At 38.8% G+C, this 20,965-nt stretch carries 22 protein-coding genes; 2 read left to right on the top strand and 20 right to left on the bottom strand.

The features are described 5' to 3' along the window. Window positions 1–121: 121 nt before the first annotated feature. Together ZA05_RS00800 and ZA05_RS00795 are read left to right on the top strand one after the other, a co-directional pair. Complete coding sequence (locus ZA05_RS00800; RefSeq protein ID WP_053989960.1) at window positions 122–634, top strand: acyl-CoA thioesterase; 513 nt, start codon at window positions 122–124, stop codon at window positions 632–634. 261 nt (window positions 635–895) lie between these two features. Continuing rightward, the gene (locus ZA05_RS00795) at window positions 896–2,299 is read left to right on the top strand and encodes a hypothetical protein (protein WP_157514477.1); all 1,404 of its coding nucleotides are present in this window, start codon (window positions 896–898) and stop codon (window positions 2,297–2,299) included. An 82-nt stretch (window positions 2,300–2,381) separates the two neighbouring features. Here ZA05_RS00795 and ZA05_RS00790 read toward each other — a convergent pair whose 3' ends face one another. The 20 genes from ZA05_RS00790 to ZA05_RS00700 form a co-directional block, all read right to left on the bottom strand. Continuing rightward, window positions 2,382–3,608, bottom strand: a complete 1,227-nt coding sequence (locus ZA05_RS00790) for a murein hydrolase activator EnvC (protein ID WP_053989958.1) — start codon at window positions 3,606–3,608, stop codon at window positions 2,382–2,384. Further along, window positions 3,595–4,380, bottom strand: coding sequence for a DUF4292 domain-containing protein (locus ZA05_RS00785; protein WP_157514476.1), 786 nt, complete (start codon window positions 4,378–4,380; stop codon window positions 3,595–3,597). Before ZA05_RS00785 ends, ZA05_RS00790 begins: the two co-directional genes overlap by 14 nt. Before the next feature lie 20 nt (window positions 4,381–4,400). Then, window positions 4,401–5,768 (bottom strand): lipopolysaccharide assembly protein LapB, encoded by a 1,368-nt coding sequence (locus tag ZA05_RS00780; protein ID WP_053989956.1) that lies wholly within the window; start codon window positions 5,766–5,768, stop codon window positions 4,401–4,403. A 37-nt stretch (window positions 5,769–5,805) separates the two neighbouring features. Then, window positions 5,806–6,825: a sugar phosphate nucleotidyltransferase gene (locus tag ZA05_RS00775; protein ID WP_053989955.1), complete on the bottom strand. Its 1,020-nt coding sequence runs from the start codon at window positions 6,823–6,825 to the stop codon at window positions 5,806–5,808. A 39-nt stretch (window positions 6,826–6,864) separates the two neighbouring features. Then, window positions 6,865–7,299, bottom strand: coding sequence for a dUTP diphosphatase (dut, locus tag ZA05_RS00770; protein ID WP_053989954.1), 435 nt, complete (start codon window positions 7,297–7,299; stop codon window positions 6,865–6,867). A gap of 47 nt (window positions 7,300–7,346) precedes the next feature. After that, window positions 7,347–8,807 carry a polysaccharide biosynthesis C-terminal domain-containing protein gene (locus ZA05_RS00765; protein ID WP_053989953.1) on the bottom strand — a complete coding sequence of 487 codons (1,461 nt, stop codon included), beginning with the start codon at window positions 8,805–8,807 and terminating at the stop codon, window positions 7,347–7,349. An 88-nt stretch (window positions 8,808–8,895) separates the two neighbouring features. Beyond that, a complete protein-coding gene (locus ZA05_RS00760) occupies window positions 8,896–9,414 on the bottom strand; it encodes a hypothetical protein (RefSeq protein ID WP_053989952.1) in 519 nt (172 codons plus the stop codon). Window positions 9,415–9,430: 16 nt separating this feature from the next. Then, window positions 9,431–9,739: a hypothetical protein gene (locus ZA05_RS00755; RefSeq protein ID WP_157514475.1), complete on the bottom strand. Its 309-nt coding sequence runs from the start codon at window positions 9,737–9,739 to the stop codon at window positions 9,431–9,433. Window positions 9,740–9,967: 228 nt separating this feature from the next. Continuing rightward, window positions 9,968–10,831: an ATP synthase F1 subunit gamma gene (gene atpG, locus ZA05_RS00750; RefSeq protein WP_053989950.1), complete on the bottom strand. Its 864-nt coding sequence runs from the start codon at window positions 10,829–10,831 to the stop codon at window positions 9,968–9,970. 68 nt (window positions 10,832–10,899) lie between these two features. Beyond that, on the bottom strand, window positions 10,900–12,480 hold the full coding sequence (gene atpA / locus ZA05_RS00745) for a F0F1 ATP synthase subunit alpha (protein WP_053989949.1): 1,581 nt from the start codon (window positions 12,478–12,480) through the stop codon (window positions 10,900–10,902). Between the two features lie 32 nt (window positions 12,481–12,512). Further along, window positions 12,513–13,052, bottom strand: coding sequence for an ATP synthase F1 subunit delta (gene atpH, locus ZA05_RS00740; protein ID WP_053989948.1), 540 nt, complete (start codon window positions 13,050–13,052; stop codon window positions 12,513–12,515). A 7-nt stretch (window positions 13,053–13,059) separates the two neighbouring features. Further along, a complete protein-coding gene (locus tag ZA05_RS00735) occupies window positions 13,060–13,560 on the bottom strand; it encodes a F0F1 ATP synthase subunit B (RefSeq protein WP_053989947.1) in 501 nt (166 codons plus the stop codon). A gap of 79 nt (window positions 13,561–13,639) precedes the next feature. Then, window positions 13,640–13,831, bottom strand: coding sequence for an ATP synthase F0 subunit C (atpE, locus tag ZA05_RS00730; protein WP_053976481.1), 192 nt, complete (start codon window positions 13,829–13,831; stop codon window positions 13,640–13,642). 33 nt (window positions 13,832–13,864) lie between these two features. Continuing rightward, window positions 13,865–14,941, bottom strand: coding sequence for a F0F1 ATP synthase subunit A (atpB, locus tag ZA05_RS00725; RefSeq protein WP_053976482.1), 1,077 nt, complete (start codon window positions 14,939–14,941; stop codon window positions 13,865–13,867). A 114-nt stretch (window positions 14,942–15,055) separates the two neighbouring features. After that, window positions 15,056–15,445, bottom strand: coding sequence for a DUF6168 family protein (locus tag ZA05_RS00720; protein WP_053989946.1), 390 nt, complete (start codon window positions 15,443–15,445; stop codon window positions 15,056–15,058). Further along, a complete protein-coding gene (locus ZA05_RS17955; protein WP_076662596.1) occupies window positions 15,438–15,671 on the bottom strand; it encodes an AtpZ/AtpI family protein in 234 nt (77 codons plus the stop codon). Before ZA05_RS17955 ends, ZA05_RS00720 begins: the two co-directional genes overlap by 8 nt. Beyond that, window positions 15,628–16,008 (bottom strand): polymer-forming cytoskeletal protein, encoded by a 381-nt coding sequence (locus ZA05_RS00715; RefSeq protein WP_369793825.1) that lies wholly within the window; start codon window positions 16,006–16,008, stop codon window positions 15,628–15,630. Before ZA05_RS00715 ends, ZA05_RS17955 begins: the two co-directional genes overlap by 44 nt. 39 nt (window positions 16,009–16,047) lie before the next feature. After that, window positions 16,048–18,636, bottom strand: a complete 2,589-nt coding sequence (locus tag ZA05_RS00710) for a hypothetical protein (RefSeq protein ID WP_231632371.1) — start codon at window positions 18,634–18,636, stop codon at window positions 16,048–16,050. A gap of 119 nt (window positions 18,637–18,755) precedes the next feature. Further along, complete coding sequence (locus ZA05_RS00705) at window positions 18,756–19,463, bottom strand: ABC transporter ATP-binding protein (RefSeq protein WP_053989945.1); 708 nt, start codon at window positions 19,461–19,463, stop codon at window positions 18,756–18,758. Between the two features lie 11 nt (window positions 19,464–19,474). After that, on the bottom strand, window positions 19,475–20,953 hold the full coding sequence (locus ZA05_RS00700; RefSeq protein ID WP_053989944.1) for a DUF5687 family protein: 1,479 nt from the start codon (window positions 20,951–20,953) through the stop codon (window positions 19,475–19,477). Between the last annotated feature and the right edge of the window lie 12 nt (window positions 20,954–20,965).

Raw genomic sequence — 20,965 nt, 5'->3', positions numbered from 1 at the left:
TAAATAAATACTTCTGAGTTTCAGAGCACATGGATGTGCGTATTGCTTTGTGGATAATTCATCCAAATTTTGGGTGATTGCCCAAAATCGCTTTACCTTTGCACCACTGTAAACAAAACCCATGGAAGCAAAAACACCGAGCTCTACAAGAACCATCATGACCGACCTGGTTTTACCCAGTGAAACCAACCCTTTAAACAATCTTTTTGGAGGTGAACTATTGGCCCGAATGGACCGTGCCGCCAGTATTTCTGCCAGGCGTCATTCCAGAAGAATTGTGGTAACAGCTTCGGTAAACCATGTCGCATTCAACAGAGCTATTCCCCTTGGAAGTGTTGTAACCGTAGAGGCCAATGTTTCCAGAGCATTTAAAAGCTCTATGGAAGTGTTTATAGACGTTTGGATTGAGGACCGCGAATCTGGTGAGCGCACTAAGGCCAATGAAGCCATTTACACCTTTGTAGCTGTCGACGAAACGGGAAGACCCGTAAAAGTACCTCAGGTAACCCCAGAAACCGATCTTGAAAAAGAACGTTATGCCGCTGCTCTTCGTAGAAAGCAACTAAGCTTGGTTCTTGCCAAAAAGATGAAACCAAAGGACGCTACAGAACTTAAAGCGCTTTTTGAGGAATAAATTCCTTCTAGAATATACACTTTTTCATTTCGGTCACAATACTTCTATTGCTTACCTCGCTCTCCATTTCCATTTTTAAAACCGGAATCACCTCATTGTGCACCCTTGTTTCGCCTAGCTAAAGGATTTTGCAGAAGCAAATTAAGGCAACAATATGAGCCCTTTACAGTTTATCGATAAAACTTGTTGGAATACAGATATTTCTACATCCTGTAAGGTATTTTTTATATGTTTGATCAACTTCTAAAAAACTATACCAACATGAAACAAAACACTTTACTCTATTGTTCTTTATTGCTGGTTCTCTCCAGTTGCGGAAAAAAAACCTTCGAACCTTTTTACAGTACCAAACCGCAATTAGAACACATCCCGAGTTACAATAATGCAGAGGTCAACCAAGTTCCAGACACTAAAGAGCTTGTTCTAAATGTTGATCTTAAAAAAGAATATCCAGTAAAATCGGAAGATTACTATAATAACCCTGGAGCCAAAAAGAATAAAAATGGTAAGGCTCCTTCAGTAATCATTGCTGTCCCTCAAACCAATGATCAGCAAGATACCTCAATGGCCGACAACAACACCAACGATTTTAAAACTGACGGTTACTACAATCAAGCTGAGCGTGCCATCGAGCAGGCATTGCTCCGTGTAGGCTTTAACGTTTTGGACCGTTCCAAATTTGAGGCCAAATTAAGAGACTTAAGAGACCGCGCCAACGAACGCCCTTGGTGGTATGCCAATTGGTCGGAACAACTTCTTGAGAACGGCGAATATGACGCCGTAAAGCAACAATACAAAAAGCAACTTAATGAAGGTAAAATTTCGCCACAACAATACACAGAAGTCATTAACGAAATAGACAAGATTAGTCAACGTGGATTGCCTGGTAAAAACCGTGAAAAGGACAACCAGGAAATGACGGATATTGCCGAGGTTATCAGAGCAGCTCAAAATGGCGCTGACCAAGCCGATTATCTCTTCCAGATCAATTTGACTTTTGAGCCTAAAAACAAATCGCTTTCCCTAAAGGATTATGAAAGTGTACAGGAATTTGTAAACCAACATTCAGGGCTTACTTATGGAAGCATTCCTAAGCAATTACCAGAAACGGTTTCCCTTAAATGGATGAAAGTACTCTTTAATGCCAAACTAATTGACATTAACACAGGAAGTATTGTATGGTTAGGAACTTATGAAATTGAATCCTCTGCTGCCGATGGGCTACAGCTATCCTTCGACATTAAAAAGTCTGTGAAAAACGAACAGGACATTGAAGGTGTATTCAATAGTTACAACACCAAATTATACAGTCTTAACTACGACCTTACCAACCTGGAAGCAGATTTGGATACTTACTACAATTTGGCAATGAAGAAAACCAAACTTGGCAACAAACGTGAGCTAGAAAACTACACCAACAACTTAAAACGCAATATTGCTACAGCAGAGGCTTCGTATGCTGCTAAATTGAACGAATACAAAACCCTAATCAACAACCCTCCTAGTATTGGTGCCAGCGATTGGGAATATGTATACAAAATTAGCCAACCAGAATTGACACCAAACTTTCAAAATGGTCAAGAGTTACTTAAACACCGTAAAGAATTATTGAGAATTGTTACTCTAGACCTTATCAATACCATTAAAATATTGGAGGATTATTAATCCTTTTTCATCATAAAAAAAGCCCTGTTTTAGATTAAAAACAGGGCTTTTTGTTTATTAGAAATTAGATCTCATTTTTCTTCTACAACTTATTGATCCAATAAGCAGGATTTTGCAATTTAGAATCCTTATACACCCTAAAATACAGTAATGTTTCCCCTGAAGACTTGTTTGTAAAAACCTCCCCTAGTTCCTGTTTGGTTGTAACCTTATCTCCCTTCTTCACCTTGATTTTGGAAAGGTTTTTATATACCGTCATGTAATTTCCATGTCTTAGTATTATTACGGGATTTGCATTAGGAATTTCGATGATTTGCGATACTTCCCCTTCAAACACCGCCCTAGCTTTAGCACCTTTTTCCGTAGCAATCCTAACTCCTTTACTGTTCACAGTAACGGTCTTGTCTATCGCAGAAGGTTGTTTACCAAAACGCATTTTTACAACACCGCGCTCCACTGGCCAAGGTAATTTCCCTTTATTAGCTTCAAAACTAGCCGCTAATGCTTTTGCTTCTGGAGTCAAGGCAAATGAAGAGGAGCTTTTGGATTTTCCTGCCTTTTTGTTGGATGCTGCAATAGCTTCCTTAATCAATCGATCAATCTCTTTATCAATTCTGTCGGATTCCTTCTGTTTTTGCTTTAATTGGGCATTATACTTGCTCATATTGTTGCGGATGGAAGCCATTAAGGTTTCATGCTCCTTAAGCTCTGTTTCGAGTTCCCTTTTGGCAATCCTATTTTCCTCTACCAATTTCTGCTTCTCATCTTTCTGTTTCAGCAACGCTGTATTCAGCTCTTGAAGCTTAAAGGTTTTCGCCTTGATTTCTTCTCCTTGCTGCCTTTGATAATCGGTGTATTGCTTTATGTATTGCAAACGTTTGTACGCCTGTTTGAAATTCGTCGAGGACATCAAAAACATTATACGGCTCAATTGGGATTTATTTTTGTAAGACTTTACAATCATGGCTGCATATTGCTCTTTGAGCTCTTTCAGCTGCTCCCTTAAATCAGAAATTTGTTTTTGGTTGTTATTGATATCCCGTGTCAATAAATTGGCTTGATCATTAGTGACCTTGATGAGATTTTTGCGAACACTAACCTTGTAGTTTAAATCCTCGACCAAGGTAATAACATTCTTTTCTTTCTTTTTATTGGCAAACAACAGGCTGTTCAGCTGTTCCATTTCCTTTTTGAGCTGCAGGCGCCTCGCCTCCAATTGTTTTTGTTTATCGCTTTGGGCTTGGGCAAACACCGTGCCCATAAATACACAAAGAATAAAAATTAGGTAGGTTGGTTTAGTTTGCCTCATTAATCACAATCTCTTTAAATCCGGTAGGTATCTTAAATGGAAATCGAAGCTCTTCGTTAAAGGAAACCGATTTATATTCCAAATCTATGGTAACTTCATCATTTTCTTCTACGGCATTGATGTGTATCTTTTCGGGTACAATTTGTTTAGATACTTCCTGATAGGCTTGATAATCTATTTGTAGCATTCTCCTAGTCATAGGCTGATACAACTGCTGGGAATCCATTTTGAAATGACCAGGATTCAACAAATAAAACAGTTCAAAAATAGCACTCTGCTCTTCTGGTTGCAGTACATAGGAATTTTCATGTGTTGAGGCTACATATTTATTGGTTTTATAACCAAAGATAGGCTCTGCCAACAGAAGGTTCTGCACTTTTTGAAAATCGAGTTCAATGCCCAGCAAGTCACTTAACAAACGATAATCACCTTCGAAGAATTGATTATTGATTTTATCGTAATACTTTACCTCATTAGGCGTAATCATAGCCCTTGCAAGTCCCAAAGTGGCATTGATCCAGATAACCTTATCCTTCTCCATCCGGAGATTCACACCATAAGATTGTGTTGTTGTTCCCTCTATATAGTCTATTTTCACCTTGGATTGAAAGGTCTTGAATTTTAATTCCTGCTTTGAGTTTTCCTTTATCAGCTGTTTGGCCGTAACCTCTTTATTCAATTCTCCAGTGCTACTAACCTTTAAAGCCGATTTACAGCCTAGCGCAAGACTTAACAGAAGAGTTAACACAAGAGGTTTTATAACTTTTATCATAGTTCGCATTTAGTGGGCATTTAATTTTGCCCTTTTTTTAGGGCTTCCGCTTTTTGAGCAAAAGTTTGAGCCTTTTGGGTATTCCCTTGTTGTCTATAAGCAACACTCAACTGAGCATAGAAATCAGACTCCATCTTTGGGTCTTCAATCACATAATCCAAGCCCGCTTCCAAGATTTCTATAGCCTGTTTAGAATACTTCAAATTGTTATTGGCAACCCCATTGATGAGATAAAAAATAGGTTGGGCCGGATATAACTCCAAAGCCTCGTTACTTTTAATGATCGCCTTTTCATTTTGGTTCAAATCCAACTGCAACAAGAGCACATCCTTAAGAAGCTTATAGTCGTTAGGCTCCTCCTTCAGTGCCTCTTCATAATAGGTCAAAGCTTTGGCCTTATCTTCTGTTTTAAGATAATACTGTCCCAATTCTTTAAGGGTCTTGGTGCTTTTATCATTATCGATTAAAGTTACCACCTCCAACAGCTCTCCTTCATATTCTGGATGCGTTCCAACAAAGCCCACAAAATCATTTAAAACCTTAGCCTTGGCATCGGCGTTTATAGAGGAACTCGTTAAAACTATTTTCATTGAATTCACAGCATTGTCCACATCATTGTCATCCAAATAGAACTTATAAAGTGCCAAGTGTACCAATTGGGAATTTGGATTCACTTCCAAGAGTTTTTTGGCCGTTTTAAAAGCCTTTTCTTTCTCACCGTTCTCGCTATAACGATACACCAATTTTAGGTAATTGTTCTCGTCTTCAGGATTCAATTCCAAACGTTCCTCAAGGTTCTCAATGCGCTCGTCGTCATCACCAGTGATGTTATAGATTTCATTACGCATATAATCCCTATCGGCACTCACGCCATACTTTTCATCCAACTCATCGAGTAGCTGTAAAGCATTTTTATACTTCTTGGCCTTTATGTAAAGCCCCACAAGGTCATCGCTATAAGTGGGGTGATATTTCACCAATTGCTTGACGGTTTTAATTGCCTTGTCCACTTCATTCTGCTGAATGTACACATCGTACAACTCATCTAAATACCATTCATTGTCAGGTTCCTTGGACACCGCTTTTTTAAGCGCATCCTCGGCGGCTCCAAAGTTTTTGAGCTTGTTGTAGTTCTTACCCAATTCAAAGTAGAGCACAGCATCGGAATCGTCTATTTTTAGGCATTGCTGCAATGCCTCAACCGAGCGTTGGTAATTTTCAATTCCTTTTTGTTTTAAAGCTTCAAAAAAGTACTCTTGGTAGGCATCCTCTACATTGCCCAAATCATCGTCTGGACGTTTGTTAAAATCTACTTGGGCATACGTCTCTTGAGGAATGCATAGCGCCATTCCAAAAACAAGTAAGCAACCGTAGATTTTAATTTTCATAACAAATACTGTTTACAATTTGGGTATACTTTCATGACTATTCCAATACTGAATAGTCGCCAATGCTAATTGCCTTGAAATTGCCATCGTATACAACATGATTTCCTATCATGGCTTGGTCTAAGGTAGCATTTTTAATGATTGATGCATTCTGAATTAAACTATTTTTAACGCTTACATTCTCAAGCACACAATCATTTCCAATAGAAACGTATGGCCCAACGGTTGTATTGTTAAGCACCACATTTTCTCCTATAAAACAAGGTTCGATTATGGTTGAATTTTTATTGATCACAGAATCGGATACCAATTGCTCCTCCACATCCTTGGCCAAGAACCCCAACATTTTACCATTGGTCTCTACAGTTACGGCCTTGTTTCCACAATCCATCCACTCGTCTACCGTTCCAGTTTTGAATATCTTGCCATCGACCATCATACGCTTGATACCATCATTGATTTGGTACTCGCCTCCATTCATGATATTTTCATCCAATACTTCCTGCAGCTTCTGTTTTAACACAGCCACATCCTTAAAGTAATAAATACCAATTACGGCTTGATCGCTTACAAAAGTTTTCGGCTTTTCAACCAACTCTACAATTTCTTCCTTGTCATTAAGGTTTACTACGCCATACGCTTCTGGATTCTCCACCTTTTTGGTCCAGATTACAGCATCCGCTTCTGGGTCTAAATTGAAATTGGCGCGAATCAAAGTATCGGCATAGGCAATCACGGCCGGCCCCGAAAGTGAAGGTTCGGCACTCATGATGGCATGGCCAGTTCCTAAAGGCTGATCCTGTCTGTAAATAGACGCTTTAGCCCCAAGGCCCTCAGCCAATTTAGTCAAGCTTTCAACAACATCATCCCCAAAAAAGGCTGGGTCTCCCAATACAAAGGCAATCTCTTCAATTGGTTCTCCCAATACTTTGGCAATGTCCTTAACCAAGCGATGTACAATAGGCTGTCCCGCTACAGGTATCAAAGGTTTTGGAACGGTTAATGTATGAGGTCTTAATCGGGAGCCGCGTCCCGCCATTGGTACAATAATTTTCATATGCATTGCCCGTCTAAGCGGGGATTTTTTTATTAATTTTTATTTGGTTCCGGTACTTCCAAAACCACCTTCTCCACGAGCTGTTTCAGAAAGCGTCTCTACTTGAATCCATTCGGCGCGTTCGTGTTTTGCAATCACCATCTGGGCGATGCGCTCACCATTTTCTATGGTAAACTCTTCATTGGAAAGATTCACCAAAATCACTCCCACTTCACCTCTATAATCGGCATCTACGGTTCCAGGTGCATTCAATACAGTAATTCCTTTTTTGGCCGCCAAACCACTTCTTGGTCTTACTTGAGCTTCATAACCAATCGGCAACTCTATAAACAAACCGGTTCCAACAATGGTACGCTCCAAAGGTTTTAAAGTCCTTGGCTCTGATAAATTGGCTCTCAAATCCATTCCTGCCGAGGCTATGGTTTCGTAGCTTGGCAAGTCATGGCTGGATTTATTGATGATTTTAATAGTCATAATTACAATATATACGTTGGGATGCCGCCACTAGCTCAGCATCTCATTTATTTTTTAAGAAATTGTTTGATTTGATTTTTTTCGGATATAACCACAATGCCCAAAAATACAATTAACAGAGCAATTCCAACAAAATAATTCCCTCTAAATCGGTAGAAGGACACAAATGCAAACAGAATAGACACCGACATATACAGCCCAATTTTTTTGAGATTGTACGGAATTGGATAGTACTTTCTTCCGAAGGCATAGGACAAGAGCATCATTACGGCATAAGCAGATAAGGTTGCAATTGCAGAACCTTTATAACTCATACTCGGAATTAGAGCAAAGTTCAATACTAAGGTAATGACAGCCCCTATAATGGACACATAAGCGCCGAATTTGGTCCTATCGGTTATTTTGTACCAAACCGATAGGTTATGGTAAATCCCCAAACAGAAATTGGCCAACAAAATGATTGGTACAATCCACATGGCCTCCCAATAATCTTCACTTCTGATGACAATGACTTTCAGTACATCGGCAAAAACCACAACACCCAACAGAATTACAGATCCAAAAGCAACGAAAAACTCCAATATCAAAGCGTAGTTCTTTTGTGGGTTTTCGGTTTTGGCATGGCTGAAAAAGAAGGGTTCAATTCCCAATCGGTAAGCCGTTGCAAAAAGGGTCATGAACAAGGCCAATTTATAACACGCCGAATACATTCCAATATCCGTTTCGGCAACGTTACTTGGCAACAGTTTGTCCAATAAAATACGGTCGAAGGTTTCGTTAATGGAAAATGCAATTCCGGCAACAAGGACAGGAAAAGCATATTTCAGCATTTGCTTTAACAAGCCTTTGTTGAAGTTGAATTTTACACGAAAGTAAAACGGCAGCATAAACAACAAGGTCACCCCACTGGCGATTAAATTGGCCGTAAATATATAGTTGATTTCAAAATTGGGTTTGTAAATGCCCTCAAACATCGAACCTTGTACAGCCAACTCTTTCAAACCTAAAAGGAAAAACACATTCAACCCCAAATTAATGGCTACATTCAAAATTTTAATTATCGCGTAGCGCATAGGTTTTTGGTTGGCCCTTAACCATGCAAATGGAATAATGACCAAGGCATCCAAAAGCAAAATCCAAATCACCAAATTAATGTAGGTGACATCAATGTCTATCAAACTGGCGATTTGATTTTGAAACAACATGGCCAGAGCAAAAAACATAAAAGAAGATATCACTAAAGCAATGCTCGAGGTTCCTGTTACCGTTTCCCGGTCTTCTTCTTTGTTGAAAAACCTGAAAAAAGCGGTTTCCATACCATAGGCCAAAATAACATTGAAGAGTACAAAATAGGAAAAGATGATGTTTACTTTACCGTACTCTGCCACCGAGGATAATACCCCCTCACTTGTATATAAAGGAACTAAGATGAAGCTTAACATTCGAGGCAAAACCGTCGCAATGCCATAGACAAATGTTTGTTTAAAAAGTGATTTAAGTCCGCTCAAGGGTTAGATTTTGTTCGGCTAAATATACAGTTTTCATGGTGGATATACAATGTGCATAAATCCCGCTAAAAAGACTCACATTCTATATTTAATAGCTCTTTAAGTACTCCGTGAATTCCACAAGGTCCGTTTTAACATGATACAGTGACTTTCGCTTTCTTATAGCAATAACCACCTCGTAATCCTTTAGTTGAAATGGATTGGAATAATTGGTATCGGCCTGCAACCTATTTTCTTCAATATCCAAAGAAATAACGGTCCTTAAAAGTTCATCTGGATAACTTGTCTGATGAGAACCTAGTTGAGCACTCACAGGTCCCCTAGCTTGCGCCACAGAATCCAAGGATCTCTTAACTTCTTCACTAAACACATTGAAATGAATAACTTTTGGTTTAAAGACACCTGTACTTAGGTACAAAGAATCGACTTCCAAATTGTCTTCATCATTAAGTACAATCTCCACATTATAAGAATCATCATTCTGAATAAATGTTGCCCTAATGATTTCAATAGGCGATTTTTTGCTAACCTCATAGGAGGTAGTTTTACTACCTGAGCATCCTAAGAAAACTATTACCAATAAGGCAAAAACGTTACGGATTAACATATTCTATACAATTAACCTAGTTTATAATCAACTCAAAAATGGAATCATGTTTCACTTCTACAGTACCCTCATGAAACCTTCCTTCATATGTACTATAGAACTTTAGTGTATTATCAAAAATGGAATCTTGGTATTCCACAGAGAAATATAGATAATAATTGGTATCGGCAATTTCAGAATCCTTCATAGACATACCCGCATATGGTTTTGCTGTACTGAAATAATAATGTTGTTTTACCGAATTTATACTATCTAACCTAAGCATTTGCCCCTTAAAATAGATGCTATCCAGATGATCGTATTGTTTACGAAATCGAAGCTTCATATGATAATCATTTCCAACAATATTATACCTTGCAGAAAAAAGTTTTAAGGATTCCCTTTGAACAGGTTTATCAAGTTTAGAAGATGGCCTTGAGCCAGAACAGGCGATAGCAAAAAAAGACAAAATGAGAAGATAGGTTGGTAGTTTCATAAAGTAAATATAGCGCAAAAAACAAAAGCCCCACAAACGTGAGGCTTTTACTAAAATATATATTAAAAACTACTTTGCTTAGTTGTTCAAAGCTTCTGCTCCACCAACAATTTCCAAAATTTCGTTGGTAATAGCTGCTTGACGTGCTTTGTTATAAGTCAATTTCAATTGGTCTCTTAACTCAGTAGCGTTATCGGTAGCCTTGTGCATTGCGGTCATACGTGCACCGTGCTCGCTGGCAAATGAATCTCTAACAGCTTTGTAAAGCTGTGTTTTCAAAGATTTAGGAATCAATTGCTCCACGATTTCAACTTTTGAAGGCTCGAAAATGTAATCCAAATTGGCGTTTGCCTCTGTAGTTTCGATAGGTACAATTGGTAAAAATTGTTCTGTAGTTACAATTTGCGTTGCGGCATTTTTAAAACTATTATAAACAACTTCAATTTTATCGTACTCTCCAGCCACAAACTTATCCATTAATGTTTGCGCAATCTGGGCAATATTTTCGAATGTTAAATCATCAAAAACATCACTTTCATTGGCAATTATCTTATTGGTCTTTTTAAATGCATCATTCGCCTTTTTACCAATGGCCAAATAAGACACCTCTTTGCCAGCATATTTCTCTGCCGCCAAACCATTCACCGCCTTAATGATGTTTGAATTGAATGCACCACACAAACCTCTGTTGGATGTAACCACAACGATAAGTACTTTGTTTACCTCACGTTGTTCTGAAAATTTACTTCCTGAATCTGCATCCAAAGTGGCACTTAAGCTTTGTAAAAGCTCCGTCAATTTGTCTGCATAAGGGCGCATAGCCGTAATTGCATCCTGTGCCTTTTTCAACTTTGCAGCAGATACCATTTTCATGGCACTGGTAATCTGCATCGTTGAAGACACCGATGATATTCTGTTACGTATTTCTTTTAAGTTTGCCATTCTATGCTAGAATAAAGTATGAGTATTGAGTAGTGAAGTCAACCTCACTACTCAATACTAAAATCTAATTATGCTCTAAATTTTGCTGAAAGATCTTTAGCTACAGCCGTCAAAACATCTGTAACTTCGTCTGTCAATTTACCTGCTTTCAAAGTAGCCAATACATCGCTGTGCTTAGCTCTTAAGAACTCAAGGTAATCTCTTTCGAATACCTTAACTTGGTCTACAGGCACGTCTTTCAACAAGTTCTTAGATCCAGCATAGATGATCGCGATTTGATCTTCTACAGTGTAAGGATCGTTTTGTGCTTGCTTCAAGATTTCTACGTTACGCTTACCTTTTTCAATTACGTTTAAAGTAACGGCATCAAGGTCTGATCCAAACTTAGCAAAAGCTTCCAATTCACGGAACTGAGCTTGATCCAATTTAAGAGTACCAGATACCTTCTTCATAGACTTAATCTGAGCGTTACCACCAACACGAGATACAGAGATACCTACGTTAATTGCTGGACGTACCCCAGAGTTGAATAAATCACCATCCAAGAAGATCTGTCCGTCTGTAATAGAGATTACGTTAGTAGGGATATATGCAGAAACGTCTCCCGCTTGAGTTTCAATAATTGGAAGGGCTGTTAAAGATCCTCCTCCTTTTACTACAGATTTCAAGCTCTCTGGAAGGTCGTTCATTTCTTTAGCAATTGCATCGTTGTTGATGATTTTTGCAGAACGCTCCAATAAACGGGAGTGTAAGTAGAATACGTCCCCCGGATACGCCTCACGTCCTGGTGGACGACGTAACAACAATGACACCTCACGGTAAGCTACCGCTTGCTTAGACAAGTCATCAAATACAATTAAAGCAGGACGACCAGTGTCTCTAAAGTACTCACCAATAGCAGCACCTGCCATAGGAGCGTAAACTTGCATTGGAGCAGGATCTGATGCGTTGGCTGCTACGATAGTAGTGTAGGCCAAAGCTCCCTTTTCTTCCAATGTTTTAGCAATATTCGCAACAGTAGAGGCTTTTTGTCCTACCGCTACGTAGATACAGTAAACTGGGTTTCCTGCATCGTAAAATTCTTTTTGATTCAAGATGGCATCAATACAAACGGTAGTTTTACCAGTTTGACGGTCACCAATTACCAACTCACGTTGTCCTCTTCCTACAGGAATCATGGCATCGATAGACTTGATACCAGTTTGCAACGGCTCGGTTACAGGCTCACGGTAAATAACTCCAGGAGCTTTACGCTCTAATGGCATTTGGTAGGTCTCACCAGAGATAGCACCTTTACCATCGATTGGGTTACCCAATGTATCTACAACACGACCAACAATACCTTCACCTACATTGATAGATGCGATACGTCCTGTACGCTTTACAGTAGAACCTTCTTTAATTTCTTTAGAAGGGCCTAACAATACAATACCTACGTTATCTTCTTCAAGGTTCAGTACGATACCTTCCAATCCGCCTTCAAATTCTACCAACTCTCCGTATTGAGCGTTTGAAAGACCGTAAGCACGTACAATACCATCACCCACAGTTAATACTGTTCCTACTTCGTCTAACGAAGCTCCCGCTTCGAAACCTGATAGTTGCTGTTTTAAGATTGCTGATACTTCAGCTGGATTTACTTCTGCCATCTTTATTTATTTGTAAATAGATATAGTATATCTTAATTTAATGTAAATTCTCTTTTTAGTTTGTTCAAGTTGTTGGCAATGCTAGCATTGTACTGCATGTCTCCAACTCGTAATATGAAACCACCAATGATATCTTCATCGATGATGTTTTGAACCTCAACTTCTGTCCCTCCGGTAAGCTCTTTTACTTTAGCCAACACTTGGGCCTTTAAGGCATCGGTTAAAGGCACTGCTGTAGTTACTTTTGCAACTTGAGTCCCTTTTAACGCATCAAACAAATGCGTATATTTTACTGAAACAGCCTCTAAAAGTGCAATCCTTTTATTGGCAATCAACGTCTCTATTAAGTTTGTTGTAATCGCATTAGTGCTTTTGAACACTTCAGACAATACAGCTTTTTTAACAGATGATCTTACCACAGGGCTAAGAAGCATTTCGCTTAAGTCCTTGCTTCCCGCAATAGTAGTAGCAATCAATTTCATGTCGTTGTTTACCGCATCGGCATTGTTGTTATCTGATGCTAAACTTAAAGCTGCCTTGGCGTAACGTACTGCTGCTCTCTCTCCTGCCATTGTAATCTTAGTTTAATGTTGCTTCACCCAACATAGACTCAACCAATTGCAATTGGTTGTCATTGCTAGATAATTCCTTACGCACCACTTTTTCTGCGATTTCAATAGACAAACCAGCTACTTGGTTTTTCAACTCTTCCATAGCGGCTTTCTTTTCGCTTTCAATAGCAGTTTGAGCTTGCTCGATAATTTTTGTTGCTTGCGCTTGAGCCTCGTCTTTGGCATCATTAATCATCTTCGTTTTCATGTCGCGAGCATCTTTCAACATAGCTTCGCGCTCTGCACGAGCTTCGTTAAGGATACGCTCATTGTCAGCCTTAAGGTTTTCCATTTCCTTACGGGCATTGTCTGCTGCAAATAAGGCGTCTTTAATTCCAGTTTCACGCTTTTCAACAGCATCCAAAATTGGTTTCCAAGCAAACTTCTTTAATAAAAACACTAATCCAACAAACAATAACAATTGCCAGAAAAACAGACCTACTGAAAATTCACTAATTAACTTCTCCATTTATATTTATGTTATAATCTAATTCTTTTAATAATTAAACAACAGCTGCAACCAACCGTTACAGCTGTTAGTTTTGTTGTTATGCCGCGAAAAGAGCAGCAAATCCAATACCTTCAATAAGGGCAGCAGCAATAAGCATAGCTGTTTGGATTTTTCCAGAAGCTTCTGGTTGACGAGCGATAGCGTCCATAGCTTGTCCACCGATTCTACCGATACCTAAAGCAGCACCGATAACGATCAATCCAGCTCCTACAATGTTTGGAATAGTCATAGTATATATATTAAATAATTAAACATTCAAATTTTAGTGGTCGTGGTGCTCTTCTACAGCCGAACCGAAATACAATGCTGATAACATTGTAAAGATGTACGCTTGTAATGCTGCTACCAACAACTCCAACAACGACAACACAAATGCCAAACCAAATGACAAGGTGCTACCTACCCAATTTTTGAAGATGAACATCAACCCGATGATACTCATCAATACAATGTGACCAGCAGTAATGTTGGCATACAAACGAATCAACAATGAAAACGGCTTGATGAAAGTTCCCAACAATTCAATTGGCGCTAAAATGATTTTCATTGGCACAGGCACCCCTGGCATCCAGAAAATGTGTTTCCAGTAATTTTTGTTTCCTGAAAAAGTTGTAATTAAATAGGTAATCAAAGCCAAAGCAAAAGTTACCGCAATGTTGTTGGTTACGTTCACCCCAAGTGGCGTTAATCCCAATAAGTTGATGATCCAGATAAAGAAGAAGATGGTCAACAAGTAACTCATGTAACGCTTGTAATGCTTTTTCCCAATGTTAGGAATTGCAATTTCATCTCTTACATATATAATGATAGGCTCTAAGAAACGACCTATTCCTTTTGTCATTTGACCATTTTTGTAAGTCTTTGCCATTCTTCCGAAGACGAAAAACATCAACAACCCAACAAGAAATACAGTAAATACGTTTTTAGTGATAGAGAAATCCAACGGTTTTACATTGGTTGCGTGGTGATGCTCGTCATAAGAAATCGTACCTTCAGCATCTGTCTTGTAAATTTTACCGTGGTATAATTTGTAATACTCACCTCCTACTTCGGCAACAGATTCACCATGGTGCAACTTTGAAGACGAAAACACCTTCAAACCGTTGTCAAATAAAATTACAGGAAGTGGAAACCCAACATATTTGTGCTCTCCAGCGTCATTGGTATAGGAGAACAAACTAAAATCATGAGAGTCCAACAAGTGGTGATCAATATACTCCTTGATCTCCGTTTTTAAATCTTTTCCTTCCTCATGATGTCCTTCTTCTTTAGCAAAAGAAAATGCGGTTACAAAAAAGAACAGTAAACAAATTGTTTTTAACGAAATTACGTTTTGCATATCACTTAATTAATAGTGGCCTAAAAATTGGTGCAAAGGTATGCTTTTCATTCAAAAGCAAAAAACAAAATTTCACAATATTTTTGAATTAATTTGAAGAAGTAAAAAAAGGGGTTAATCCAAATTTTTAAGAAGCTTTAACACACCAAAAGCTTCTGTAACCAAACAAGTTACATAAGGCACGAAAAAAGTGACAAATTCCACTCTGGTAATTTGTCCGTCCACGGAATATTTTGGATAAAAGACAATAAAAAACACGGCAAACTTCAATAAGCTACCTGCCATGAACAAAAACCCCATTTGGTCTTTAAGTTTTTTCCTAAAAAAATAGAGCCCATATAAAATGGCCAGAGCCAAAAGGACATTCACCACATAGGCCAAAACAATATGATTGGCAAAGACCACATAATCCAGTTGCCGCAATAACATGGTATGTATAAAAAAAACAATTGCCGAAGCAATTGTTATTTGTATTGTAGATTTTACCAGAATGTCCTTATTCATTTAATTTATTGATTTGCTTTAGCACGACATACAAAGAAATCCCTACCCCCAACAGTGTTCCAACTATTAAAAACAGTTTTCCTCCGTCGGTGTATTTTGTATCCAGCCATTTGCCCAACATGACAAACAGATAGATAGTAATTCCCATCTGAAAAGCAACCCCGCTTAAAGCTGCAAGGTTCTTAAGCTGATTTTTGGGTTTCTTGGGTGTTTTTTCGTTCTCCATTATTAGAACCTTTCATTGCGCAAGTCGCATTAAACGTAGCACCAGGTTCCACAGCCAACTTACCAACTTCCGCTTCACCTTCTACAACTGCAGACGATTTTAGCGACAAGGTATCAGTCAACACCAATTTACCAGAAAAGCTACCTTCAATATCGGCGTTGGCACTCTTTAAAGTACCATTAACAACACCGGTTCTACCGATAACAATTTTTCCTGGGGTTTTGATATTACCTTCTACTGTACCTTCAATTCTGAAGTCTCCTTCACCAACAACATCACCTGTGATGGTAGTGCCTTTAGCAATGGTGTTTTGCTGTGATATACCTTCTATTGCCATTCTTCCTTTTTTTTGTTCCGAAAACATAGGGTTAAGTTTTTATTGGGATTGTAAATATTCGTTCACATTTTTATGCATCTGCACAATTCCATAATTCGGTGATGAAATCGCGAAATGCTCACGTTTTATTTTGTATTTCTTGCCTTCCAAAATCTCCGCCAAACCAAGCGCACCATCTATACTCTTTAAACCGTGGATTACCACAAATTTGGTGTCCAAAGTATACATGTCTGTTGAAACGGATAAATTTAGATAGTTTACTATTGCAATGGCCTCTTCCAATTTTTTGGCAAATTCCTCCATATCCTCTTGCTCACTCGTTTCAAAAGAATAAATTAAATTGAAGTTATTTGCAGACTCATTTGGCACAAACTGCTTATTGGACAAAACAGGAATCACCTTTTCCATCAATTCCTGGGCACGTTTTCCTTCATCGGAATTTGGATAGTTGAGCGCTGTATAATTCACTCCTTCTTTATAAGCCTCAAAACCGTATAGCCTCCCTTTGGCCGAAGCCTTTAAAATTTCAAACTTAGGCACCATAACATCGCCTTCCAACTCCCGAATATATTCTTCGCAGAGCGCGATAGTCTCCAAATAGTTTTCAGCCTCAAACTCCTTGTAGGTCTTTTTATAAAGATTCTCTGGACTATTTTCATCGCCCGCCAATTCCGATCTTGGATTCAGCAATATCTCGGCATAACGTGAATCTGGATGATTGGCTACAATGTCGTTTTTCATAGCCTCAGCTTCCGAGTTCATACCCAAGTCCAAATAAATTTTGTACAAGTTGTATTTGGACGGCAGAATCAAACGCTCTTCTGGATTGCTCTGTAACAAGCTTTCCAATTTATTTTTAGCCAATTCATTCTCATCAAACTTCTCCTTATAAATAACCCCCAATTGGTAATATGCAAAGTTCCGCTCCTTGATCAAGCTATCAATCACCTTTTGTTCCGTGGGCACCTTAGCCATATAGAATTCTGGATCGTAAAGTTCAGATTCACCTGCGCCTTCTTCCAGAGCCACATCGGCAGCACCACCAACTTTAGTCACCTTATTGGAAGACAACCGCCAATTATCCTGCAACATGCGGTCTCCCCATATTTTTGAAAACTCATTTTTTCCATAGGACACCGTTGTAGGGTTATAAAAATAGAAGGTTTGTTTTTGTCCATTGGCATTGCCTCCCGGAGGCATCAAGGAATTCCTTGACGCTGGATTATTAGGATTATTGGTTGTTGCCAAACCAGCATTATTAACCCGATTGGCAATTTCCTCTTGCTTGGCACGCTCCTCTTCCGCCTTTTTCAAATCTTCTATATAAGCACTGAACACCGCCAAGCGTTCGGCTTCGCTCATATTTACCAAGCTAAGAATACTATCATTTGTTTGGGCAATATCTTCATAAAGAATCACATCATCCAAGTTATCACGCTTGCGTTTGATAGTGCGATACGGTTTGGTTCTTGGCTCCAAATTGATCAAGGTACTATCATAATAGGCCCCAGCATTTTTATACAACGCCATATCAAAGTTCATGTCTCCCAAAATGGAATAATCAAAAGCCCTTAATTGTTTATCCGGCGTATTGGTTCGTAAGGATTTGTTGTAATTGGCAATCGCCATACTATCTTCACCTTTTCCTCTGTGATATTCTCCAATTCGGTAATAGATTTTATCCAAAAACGGACGGTTTTCACGATTCTTTTCCAAGTCGGCCAAATACTCTTCAAACTCAACCACTTTCAAAGAATCCGTTACATTTGAATTCTTGATTTTCTCAAGATGTGCATTGATATAATAAGGTCTTGGAATTTTGCGGTGCATATCGATAATCTTATCGAAAGCCATATTGGCACTATCCACTTCACCTAGCGAATTGTACAGTTGCCCAATAATATAGTTAAAACGCGCCTGTTCTGTATTCTTTTTGGTAACCGCTGCTGCAATTTGCAGTTGGGTTATGGCGCTGTCTGGCGATTTTGTATTGATGTATGCTTGTGCTAAACTCGACGTAGCATCCGCCAGATCCTGATCTTCCAATTCGGTTTGCTCCAAAAGGCGCTTCAGATTTTTAATAGCCAACTCATTATTCTCTAACCTAATGTTGGTCTTTTCCCTCCAAACTTTGGCCGTATTGATTTTGTCACTAGCAGCATGTTTGTAGAGAATATAGTTGAAGGCTTCCAATGCAGGAATAAAACGCTGGTCGTAATAACGTGCCTGACCAAGCAACAAATACGCTTCATCAATTTGAGGATTGTATTCTTTCCCCCGAATGTTCATCCCGTGTTTTTGAATGGCCTTAATTGCTTTTTCTTCAGCTCTTTCAAAACTTGGATTTTTGGAATCCCCAGGCATGATCACCTCACCAAACACCTCCATGCGTTCTACGGGAAGCAAATTCCAATAATCATCGGTATAGGCATCATTGATAGCATCCCGGCCCTGTTCCAAAGCAATCTCCCCATTGTAGAGAATATTGTATTTGGTGCCCATGGCATGAAAGTTTCGGTTCATGAACTTATCCTTCTTACGGGAACATGAGGTTGCAATTACCGAAACACCTAGTAACGCTATTATGATTTTAGAAGTTGTTTTCAACCTTGCCGACATTTGCTTCATAACATAACAGGAATCTAGCCTGCATATTATGTGTTGGCTGTAAAAATAAGCATCTTTTTGAATTATCGAAGTCTCTTTAGGCGAAATCTGACCTCAACTACGGAAAGTCCAAACTTTCCCTACAAGGTGGCCGAACCTGCAAAATATCCTTCCAATTCCTTAAGGGTTGCTGTGTTAGTAGCCATGTCCTTGATCACTTCTCCTTTTTCCAGTACCACAATACGTTCGCACACATCGGTAACATGCATAAGGTCATGACTGGAAATAAGCACTGTGACATCTTTGGTTTCGGCGAGATCTTTTACAATGGCCTTTAATCTAATCTGCGTGGTTGGATCCAAATTGGCAAAGGGCTCATCCAAAATAACCACTTTAGGATCGCCAATTAAAGCGGCTACAATCCCCACTTTCTTTTGGTTTCCTTTACTTAAATCCCTGAGATACTTTTTCTGATTTAAAATTTCGTCATGGAAAAAATCCTCAAACTGCTTCACAAAAGTATCCACATCTGCTTTGTTTTGACCTCTCAATTCACCAATGAAATAGAAATACTCTTCCGGTGTTAAATACCCAATCAAGAAACTTTCGTCAATAAAGGCAGACGTAAAAGGTTTCCAATCCTCACTTTGGCTTACGCGAATATTATTATTCTTGATATAACCCGTCGTTGGCTGAATTAAATCCAACAACAGACTAAAATAGGTGGTTTTACCCGCCCCATTATTTCCTACCAAACCAAAACTTTGGCCTTTGGAAATATTCAGGCTATCAATATTCAATACGGTTTTGTCGCCGTAACATTTTGTAAGTTGTGATGTTTGAATCATAATCCTTTATGTTAACTGTCTTGACTAAAGGCGTCAATCATTTTATACTTCGACTCTAAATATTTTTCAGTAATCAGGCTCATTAATTTCTGGTGGAACACAATTCCTATCAAGCCCAACACAATTAACACCGCACAAGCTATTTCAAAATTGGCTACAGCGTAGACCAGCCCAAAAAGAGCCAAAGGAATTAACATAAGAGGAATTCCAATGATCCACTGCACAGCGCCCGTTCCTTGGTAATTAAATGCCGCCCTTTGGTTTAAATCTATTTTCTTTCGGTTGAAGGAACCACCAAACAAAATGACATGTGTGTTAACCCCTATATTGTAAACTGCAGCCGCAAAATGTGCCAACAAAATCTTCCATCCAAAATATACGTAAGGAATACTCAATACAAACAGCATAATCACACTAGCCGTCATCAACACATATTTAGACCGTAAATATTGTTCGTATTTAATATTTTGAGCCATCAACATTTTGTAATAACCACTATCCCAAGCAGGGATAAACTGTCCAAAATTAATAAGGAAGATTCCCGTCACAAAAATCCCGATAAAGGCATAGAACCAAGGCATATTGGCATAAGTTGGATTGGGGTAGAAAAACAAGCCATACAACAAACCTATTACCAAAATGAATACCGAGGAACGCGGACGTTTATTCCTCCAAATCAACTTTAAATCCATTTGAATGAAGGGGGCGGTATCTCCAAAATGTCTGGTCCAAGCCATCGTTGAAGCCTCCACCTGCTGCACTTTGGTTTTTAAAGAATGATCTAAATACAACTGTGCTTTGAGCAGCTTAAAATTATAAGCATACACCAAAGCCAAAATCAACAGCGGCACTACCAACCAAAGTGGATTAGATCCCACCGCCGTTAAAAATGAAGCCATAAGGCTGCTTATCGATACAATATTGAAATAATTTAGGGCAAACAAGCCTCCTACCAGCACCAATATTGGTAGATATGACAATTCGGTTTCAGAAGAAAGGCTTTCAACGATAAAATTTAAAAAATTCACGATGAGGGTCAAAAGCAATAAAGCAAAGCCCCAAACAATTACCGAACCCAAGTCATGCCCACTTCTTACCAACATAAACCCAAAAGGCACTACAATAAACAAATGCAGAAAATTGAAAAACGACAACGCCGATTTCCCCAACACATAGTTGACTACTTGACGCCGCTTGACAGGCAACAACAATAAGGGTTTCACTGCCATAACCGGCAACTTTTGAAAAAAGAATCGAAGGAACAGATCCATCAAAAACCAATAAAACACAAAATTGTTCACGATTACAAATGGATCCTGATCTGGAAACATTTGTTTTAAGCCTGGATATAATGCCAAGCCTGTAACTAAAAGCCCGAAAACCATCCACAATGCCAAAAGCACCATGAATATTTTAAGCACCATTCCTTTTCCAAAACTCGCCGATCTGAAAAAAGATTTAATTTCTAGGGAAACAAAATGTTTTAGCATCTATTTGATTGG

The sequence above is a fragment of the Mangrovimonas sp. TPBH4 genome, from assembly GCF_001280505.1.
Lineage (GTDB): Bacteria > Bacteroidota > Bacteroidia > Flavobacteriales > Flavobacteriaceae > Mangrovimonas_A.
This window is presented reverse-complemented; position numbering and strand designations above follow the sequence as displayed.

Coding starts and splice junctions, on each gene's coding strand:
- ZA05_RS00800 (WP_053989960.1), top strand. CDS start 122: ATGGAAGCAAAAACACCGAGCTCTACAAGAACCATCATGACCGACCTG.
- ZA05_RS00795 (WP_157514477.1), top strand. CDS start 896: ATGAAACAAAACACTTTACTCTATTGTTCTTTATTGCTGGTTCTCTCC.
- ZA05_RS00790 (WP_053989958.1), bottom strand. CDS start 3,608: ATGAGGCAAACTAAACCAACCTACCTAATTTTTATTCTTTGTGTATTT.
- ZA05_RS00785 (WP_157514476.1), bottom strand. CDS start 4,380: ATGATAAAAGTTATAAAACCTCTTGTGTTAACTCTTCTGTTAAGTCTT.
- ZA05_RS00780 (WP_053989956.1), bottom strand. CDS start 5,768: ATGAAAATTAAAATCTACGGTTGCTTACTTGTTTTTGGAATGGCGCTA.
- ZA05_RS00775 (WP_053989955.1), bottom strand. CDS start 6,825: ATGAAAATTATTGTACCAATGGCGGGACGCGGCTCCCGATTAAGACCT.
- dut (WP_053989954.1), bottom strand. CDS start 7,299: ATGACTATTAAAATCATCAATAAATCCAGCCATGACTTGCCAAGCTAC.
- ZA05_RS00760 (WP_053989952.1), bottom strand. CDS start 9,414: ATGTTAATCCGTAACGTTTTTGCCTTATTGGTAATAGTTTTCTTAGGA.
- ZA05_RS00755 (WP_157514475.1), bottom strand. CDS start 9,739: ATGAAGCTTCGATTTCGTAAACAATACGATCATCTGGATAGCATCTAT.
- atpG (WP_053989950.1), bottom strand. CDS start 10,831: ATGGCAAACTTAAAAGAAATACGTAACAGAATATCATCGGTGTCTTCA.
- atpA (WP_053989949.1), bottom strand. CDS start 12,480: ATGGCAGAAGTAAATCCAGCTGAAGTATCAGCAATCTTAAAACAGCAA.
- atpH (WP_053989948.1), bottom strand. CDS start 13,052: ATGGCAGGAGAGAGAGCAGCAGTACGTTACGCCAAGGCAGCTTTAAGT.
- ZA05_RS00735 (WP_053989947.1), bottom strand. CDS start 13,560: ATGGAGAAGTTAATTAGTGAATTTTCAGTAGGTCTGTTTTTCTGGCAA.
- atpE (WP_053976481.1), bottom strand. CDS start 13,831: ATGACTATTCCAAACATTGTAGGAGCTGGATTGATCGTTATCGGTGCT.
- atpB (WP_053976482.1), bottom strand. CDS start 14,941: ATGCAAAACGTAATTTCGTTAAAAACAATTTGTTTACTGTTCTTTTTT.
- ZA05_RS00720 (WP_053989946.1), bottom strand. CDS start 15,445: ATGAATAAGGACATTCTGGTAAAATCTACAATACAAATAACAATTGCT.
- ZA05_RS17955 (WP_076662596.1), bottom strand. CDS start 15,671: ATGGAGAACGAAAAAACACCCAAGAAACCCAAAAATCAGCTTAAGAAC.
- ZA05_RS00715 (WP_369793825.1), bottom strand. CDS start 16,008: ATGGCAATAGAAGGTATATCACAGCAAAACACCATTGCTAAAGGCACT.
- ZA05_RS00710 (WP_231632371.1), bottom strand. CDS start 18,636: ATGAAGCAAATGTCGGCAAGGTTGAAAACAACTTCTAAAATCATAATA.
- ZA05_RS00705 (WP_053989945.1), bottom strand. CDS start 19,463: ATGATTCAAACATCACAACTTACAAAATGTTACGGCGACAAAACCGTA.
- ZA05_RS00700 (WP_053989944.1), bottom strand. CDS start 20,953: ATGCTAAAACATTTTGTTTCCCTAGAAATTAAATCTTTTTTCAGATCG.